This window comes from Streptomyces sp. NPDC006610 (assembly GCF_040611575.1).
Classification (GTDB): domain Bacteria; phylum Actinomycetota; class Actinomycetes; order Streptomycetales; family Streptomycetaceae; genus Streptomyces.
This window is the reverse complement of sequence record NZ_JBEXOP010000083.1, coordinates 1-6468: the sequence shown is the minus strand read 5'-3', so window position 1 is coordinate 6468 and position 6468 is coordinate 1. Positions and strand designations below refer to the sequence as shown.

Sequence of the window (6468 nt, the reverse complement as noted above, 5' to 3'; positions counted from 1 at the left end):
AGGGCCTGCCGGTCGGCGGACCAGTCGAGGCCGAGGCCGACGAAGAGAGACATGACGGCCTGGGCGGTCTGAAGGATGGCGGCGGCCCAGGCGCCACGTCGCGCCCTTCCTTGACCGCGATGGCGGCGATGACCAGGGCGGCGATCGGGTCGGCCCAGGCCCAGCCGAGGGTGGCGTTGAGCACCAGGCCGACGAGCAGCACCGCCGACAGGTACGTGCACAGCAGGGTCTGACGCGAGTCCGCGACGGCGGAGGCGGAGCCGAGTTCCCGTCCCGCACGGCGCTGGGCGGCGGACAGGAACGGCATGACGGCGACGGAGAGCGCGGCCAGCACGATGCCGGGGACCGAACGCTCGGCCTCGCCGGCGCCGGTGAGCGCTCGGGCGGCGTCGACGGTCACGTAGGCGGCCAGCACGAAGAACGAGACGGCGATGATCCGCAGCGTGGTCCGCTCGCGTGCCTCGCGTAAGGCGTGGTCGGCGGCGGAGAACTGCCAGGCGACGGCGGCGGCCGAGGAGACCTCGACGACGGAGTCCAGGCCGAAGCCGATCAGGGCGGTGGAGGAGGCGATGGTGCCGGCCGTGATGGCGACGACCGCCTCGACGACGTTGTAGGCGATGGTGGCCGCGACGAGCAGCCGTATGCGCCGGGTGAGCGCGTCGCGGCGGGCCGGGGACGGCCCGAGGGATATGGATGTCCCGGCGGTCATCAGCAGCAGCCCTTCGTGTCGGCGTCTTGGCAGGTGCGGTCGGTCTCGACGGCCACCACGGCGGCGCGCAGGTCGTCGAGCGCGTGGCCGAGCCGCTCGTCGGCGAGTTCGTAGCGGGTGCGGCGGCCGTCGGGCACGGTGACGACCAGGCCGCAGTCCCGCAGGCACGCCAGGTGGTTCGACAGCCGGGTACGGGACACGCCGAGGGTCTCGGCGAGATCGGCCGGGTAGGCGGGGGCCGCGCGCAGGGCGAGCAGGATGCGGCAGCGGATCGGGTCGGCGAGCGCGCGGCCGAACCGGGCCAGCACGTCGATGTCGGAGGCAACAGTCAGCACGGCGTGATAGTACAAGGAATCCTGAATTCAGAGAATGCTGGATCGTTTTCCGGTCCTCTCCGACGTCACCGGGGGGAAGGCGCGGGAACCGAAGCCCGGCGCGGCACGTACTCTTGGTAGGAGTACGACCGCACTCACGAAGGACTGACGACACTGGGCAAGCGACAGCCCGAAGGCCCGCCGCCGGCACCCGCGGTGCAGCGCGTCCGTCTGCGCTACACCAAGCGCGGCCGCCTCCGGTTCACCAGCCACCGTGACTTCCAGCGCGCCTTCGAGCGTGCGCTGCGCCGCGCCGAGGTGCCCATGGCGTACTCGGCGGGGTTCACCCCGCACCCGAAGGTGTCGTACGCCAATGCCGCACCCACCGGCACGGGCAGTGAGGCGGAGTACCTGGAGATCGCGCTCACCGAAGCGCGCGATCCCGAGAAACTGCGCGAACTCCTCGACGAGTCGCTGCCCGCCGGGCTCGACATCGTCGAGGCGGTCGAGGCCCGGACCTCCGGCCTCGCCGACCGGCTGACGGCCTCCGTCTGGGAGCTGCGGCTGACCGGCGTGGACCCGGCGGACGCCGCCCACGCGGTGGCCGCGTTCAACGCGGCCGGCGCCGTCGAGGTGCAGCGGCTGACCAAGAACGGCATGCGCACCTTCGACGCCCGCCCGGCCGTGGCGAGCCTGGAGTGCCTCGGCGGACCCGACGGATCCGCAGCGCTTGCGCAGGCTGATAGGCCGAGCGACCAGCCCTGTGCGATACTGCGGCTGGTTGTTCGGCACGTGACGCCTGCCGTACGACCCGACGACGTCCTGTCCGGTCTCCGCGCCGTGGCCGACCTGGCGCCGCCGGTCCCGGTAGCGGTGACCAGGCTGGCGCAGGGGCTGTTCGATGAAGAGACCGGCACGGTGACCGACCCGCTCGCGCCCGACCGCGAGGCAGCAGCGGCCCCAACGGCCGCCCCGGCTGCCGCCGCGAAGGCGCCGACGCCGGAAGGTTCCGCGTAGGGACGGACGTCGTAGCGCCGCCCTCGTACTCGGGAGCCACCTGGGTCGGGCAGCGCACCGACCTAAAAGACTTTCGCCAGGCCGTCCGCAAATCGAGCGGACGGAACCGGCGAGACAGGACTACAGAGAGCTCCCGAGCGGCGCCCGCGCCCCGGACGGCGGCAGTCGCGCATCGCGCGAGCCGCGGACGTCACCGGCATACCCGCCGGACCAGGTGCGGCGCCCGGGAGCCTGACGGGAGAAACGCCCGCATGCTCGAGCCGACCGAACCCACCGAGGGTTCCGAACTCAACACACCCAGCGACACCCTGCCGCCGCGTCGTCGGCGCAGGGCCGCTTCACGTCCGGCGGGACCCCCCGCCGCCACCGGCGCGCCCGCCGAGACGGTCGCGCCCGCGGTGGCCGCGGCCGAGCCCGCGGACCTCGCCGAGGAGACCACCGGGGCAGGGGAGCCGGCCGTCGCGGAGGCGGCGCCCGCTCCCCGCGCCCGCCGCCGTGTCACGCGCCGCGTGTCCGCACCCGCCGGGACGTCCGCGCAGGCCGCCGCGGAGAGCGCCGAGACCGTGGTGCCGGCCGCCGAGGCCGCCGCCACCGCGGCGCCCGCCCCGGCCGGGGCCGAGGCTCCGACGGAGGGCGGCGACGACGCCGCCCCGGCGCGTCCGCGCCGCCGGGCCGTCCGCCGCGCGTCGGCGCCCGCCGGGGCGCCGGAGGCCGCCGAGATCGTGGCGCCCGCAGAGCCGGTCCCCGCAGAGCCGGTCCCCGCAGAGCCGGCCGCCGAGACCGCCGCGGCGGCGAAGAGCGCCCCCGCGGAGGAGTCCGTCCCCGCCGAAGAGCCCGCCCCCGCCCCCGCCCCCCGGACGCGCCGCCGCGCCACCCGTCGGGCGACCGCGCCCGCCGGGACCCCGGAGGGGACGGCTGCCGAGGTCGAGGCCGTCGCCGAGCCGGCGCAGCCCCCCGTGGAGGCCGTCGAAGCCGTCGCGGAGCCCGCGCCCGCTCCCCGCGCCCGCCGCCGTGCCACGCGCGGGGTGACGCCCGCCGCGGAAGAGTCCGCGCCCGAGACCCGGACGTCCGAGACCCGGACGTCCGAGTCCGCCCCCGCCGCCGTGGCCGACGAGCCCGCCCCCGAGGCGGAGGGCGCCACGCGCCGCTCGCGCCGCCGGGTCGTGCGCAAGGCCGCCACCGGCTTCGCCGAGCCGAAGGCCGACGCGCGCCGGGCCGCCGCCGCGGAGGCCGAGTCGCCGCGTCGTCCGGCGCGGCCCGCGGTCGCCGTGTTCCAGCCGCCGGTGTTCACCGAGCCCCAGTTCCAGACGCCCGAGCGCGCCGCCGCCGAGGCCGCCGTGGAGGCCGCGAAGCCGGCCGAGCCCGAGGAGGCCGTGGAGGCGGAGGCGGAGGCGACGCCGGAGGTTCCGGAGTCCGCCGAGGAGCAGCCCGGGTCGCGGCGCCGCCGCCGGCGCCGGGGCGCCGCCCTCGACGAGACCGAGGCGCCCGCCGCCCGGCCCGCCCCCGTTGAGGACGAGGAGCCGGAGGAGGAGCCCGAGGAGGCCGCCGACGACTCCGCCGAGGGCGACGACGGCGAGGAGACGGGTTCGCGCCGGCGCCGCCGCCGCGGTGGCCGTCGCCGCCGCCGGGGCGAGGCCGCCGACGGCGAGCACGGCGACGAGGACGGCGAGGGCGAGGGCGACGAGGTCGCCGCCGAGCAGGCCGTCCAGGACGCCGAGGACACCGCCGAGCAGGCGGAGGAGGACGCCGAGGAGGAGCACGACGACCACGGCGCGGAGAACGGCGGTTCCAGCTCCAGCAGCCGTCGCCGTCGTCGCCGCAGGCGTCGCGCCGGCGACTCCGGCACCGACGCCGAGCCCGGCTCCGACGACCCCGAGCGCACCGTCGTCAAGGTCCGCGAGCCGCGCAAGCAGGCCGAGCGCGAGCCGTCCGACGAGGTGCAGTCCATCAAGGGCTCCACCCGTCTGGAGGCGAAGAAGCAGCGCCGCCGCGAGGGCCGCGAGCAGGGCCGCCGCAGGGTCCCGATCATCACCGAGGCGGAGTTCCTGGCCCGCCGCGAGGCCGTCGAGCGCGTGATGGTGGTCCGCCAGCACGGCGACCGTACGCAGATCGGCGTCCTGGAGGACGGGGTGCTCGTGGAGCACTACGTCAACAAGGAGCAGGCCGTCTCCTACGTCGGCAACGTCTACCTCGGCAAGGTGCAGAACGTCCTGCCGTCGATGGAGGCCGCCTTCATCGACATCGGCAAGGGCCGCAACGCCGTGCTGTACGCGGGCGAGGTCAACTTCGAGGCGCTCGGCATGGCCAACGGGCCGCGCCGCATCGAGTCCGCGCTGAAGTCCGGCCAGTCGGTCCTGGTGCAGGTGACCAAGGACCCGATCGGCCACAAGGGCGCCCGCCTCACCAGCCAGGTCTCCCTCCCCGGCCGCTACCTGGTCTACGTCCCCGAGGGGTCGATGACCGGCATCAGCCGCAAGCTGCCCGACACCGAGCGCGCCCGGCTGAAGACCATCCTCAAGAAGATCGTCCCCGAGGACGCGGGCGTCATCGTGCGCACCGCAGCCGAGGGCGCGAGCGAGGACGAGCTGCGCCGGGACGTCGAGCGGCTGCAGCAGCAGTGGGAGGACATCCAGAAGAAGGCCAAGAGCGGCAACGCGCCGACTCTGCTGTACGGCGAGCCGGACATGACCGTCCGCGTCGTGCGGGACATCTTCAACGAGGACTTCACCAAGGTCGTCGTCAGTGGCGACGAGGCGTGGCAGACGATCCACGGGTACGTCTCGAACGTCGCGCCCGACCTGGCGGAGCGGCTGTCGCGGTGGACCAGCGAGGTCGACGTCTTCGCGACCTACCGGATCGACGAGCAGCTCGCCAAGGCGCTCGACCGCAAGGTCTGGCTGCCCAGCGGCGGTTCGCTGGTGATCGACCGGACCGAGGCGATGGTCGTCATCGACGTCAACACCGGCAAGTTCACCGGCCAGGGCGGCAACCTGGAGGAGACGGTCACCAGGAACAACCTGGAGGCGGCCGAGGAGATCGTGCGCCAGCTGCGGCTGCGCGACCTCGGCGGCATCATCGTGATCGACTTCATCGACATGGTGCTGGAGTCCAACCGGGACCTGGTGCTGCGGCGTCTGCTGGAGTGCCTGGGCCGGGACCGCACCAAGCACCAGGTGGCCGAGGTGACCTCGCTGGGGCTGGTGCAGATGACCCGCAAGCGGGTCGGCCAGGGCCTGCTGGAGTCGTTCTCCGAGACCTGCGTCCACTGCAACGGCCGTGGCGTCATCGTCCACATGGAGCAGCCGTCGGCCGCGGGCAACGGCGGCAAGCGCAAGAAGCGCGGGCGCGGCGGGGCCGAGCCGGCGGAGCAGCACGAGCACGTCCACGAGACGGTGGCCGTCGAGACGGGCGCCGTGGGCCACGAGGCGGAGACCGCCGCCGAGGTCGCCGCGGAGATCGGCGAACCGGTCGCGCTGCCCTCGCCGGACTTCGCGCCCGACGAGGAGCTGTACAGCAGCGTCGCCGCGGCCGCGGCGGCGGCGACCCGGGGCCGTTCCCGGCGCCGGGCGAGCCGTCGGGCGTCCGCCCCGGCGGGCGCGCCGCGTCACGAGGCGCCGGAGCAGGCCCCGGAACAGGCGCCGACGGCGCAGGACGTGTCGGTCGAGGAGGAGGTCGCGCGCCCGGTGCTGCCGGAGCCGGCCGCCGAGGCGCACGCCGAGCCGGTCGCCGTCGAGGACCCGGTCGTCGAGGCCCCGGCCCCGGCCGAGGCCCCCGCCGAGGAGGCCGTGCCCAAGGGCCGCACCCGTCGCCGGGCCACCCGCAAGGCGACCGCGCCGGCCGGTTCGCCGCCTTCGGCGTCGCCGGACGCGGCCGTGGTGACGGTCGTGGAGCCGGCGGCCCCCGCGGCCCCGGAGCCGGAGCAGGAGGCCGTACCGGCCGCCGAGCCGGCTCCTGAGCCGGCCGCCGAGCCGGCTCCTGAGCCGGCCGCCGAGCCGGCTCCTGAGCCGGCCGCCGAGCCGGTGGCACAGGCCCCGGCCCGTCCGCGCCGCCGCGCGGTGCGCAAGGCGACCGCGCCGACCGCCCCGGTGGAGGCCGCCGTCGTGGTGGTCCCGTCGGCGCAGCCGGCCGAGGCCGCCGAGCCGGAGCCCGCCGCCGAGCCCGAGGCGGCCGAGGAGACGGCCCCGGCCAAGAAGACGGCCGCGCGCAAGACCGCCAAGAAGGCCACGGCGAAGAAGGCCGCGACCAAGAAGACGGCGGCGACGAAGAAGACGGCCGCGAAGAAGGCCACGGCCAAGAAGGCCACCACGAAGAAGGCGACGGCGAAGAAGACGTCGGCGGCGGAGCAGGCGACGCCGTCGGTGTCGGCCTCCACCGACGAGGACTGATCACCGCCGCTTGACGGAGCCGTGCGGCCGGTCGCAGCGCCCC

4 protein-coding genes are annotated in these 6468 nt (G+C 75.6%); 2 read left to right on the top strand and 2 right to left on the bottom strand.

Translation table 11 applies throughout. From position 1 onward, the window contains the following. Nucleotides 1–709: cation transporter (locus ABZY13_RS33255; protein WP_356637513.1), on the bottom strand; the 709-nt coding region annotated here is incomplete at its 3' end. Then, nucleotides 709–1044 (bottom strand): metalloregulator ArsR/SmtB family transcription factor, encoded by a 336-nt coding sequence (locus ABZY13_RS33250; RefSeq protein ID WP_356637511.1) that lies wholly within the window; start codon nucleotides 1042–1044, stop codon nucleotides 709–711. The genes ABZY13_RS33255 and ABZY13_RS33250, both read right to left, overlap by 1 nt. Before the next feature lie 195 nt (nucleotides 1045–1239). Here ABZY13_RS33250 and ABZY13_RS33245 point away from each other — a divergent pair, with 195 nt between their 5' ends. Both ABZY13_RS33245 and ABZY13_RS33240 read left to right on the top strand, forming a co-directional pair. After that, nucleotides 1240–2040: a TIGR03936 family radical SAM-associated protein gene (locus tag ABZY13_RS33245; RefSeq protein ID WP_356637509.1), complete on the top strand. Its 801-nt coding sequence runs from the start codon at nucleotides 1240–1242 to the stop codon at nucleotides 2038–2040. Between the two features lie 251 nt (nucleotides 2041–2291). Continuing rightward, on the top strand, nucleotides 2292–6425 hold the full coding sequence (locus ABZY13_RS33240) for an Rne/Rng family ribonuclease (RefSeq protein WP_356637506.1): 4134 nt from the start codon (nucleotides 2292–2294) through the stop codon (nucleotides 6423–6425). The last annotated feature ends 43 nt before the right edge of the window (nucleotides 6426–6468 follow it).

What these genes read in the sequence shown, in the direction of transcription:
- ABZY13_RS33240 (WP_356637506.1), top strand. Translation starts at nt 2,292, where the DNA reads ATGCTCGAGCCGACCGAACCCACCGAGGGTTCCGAACTCAACACACCC.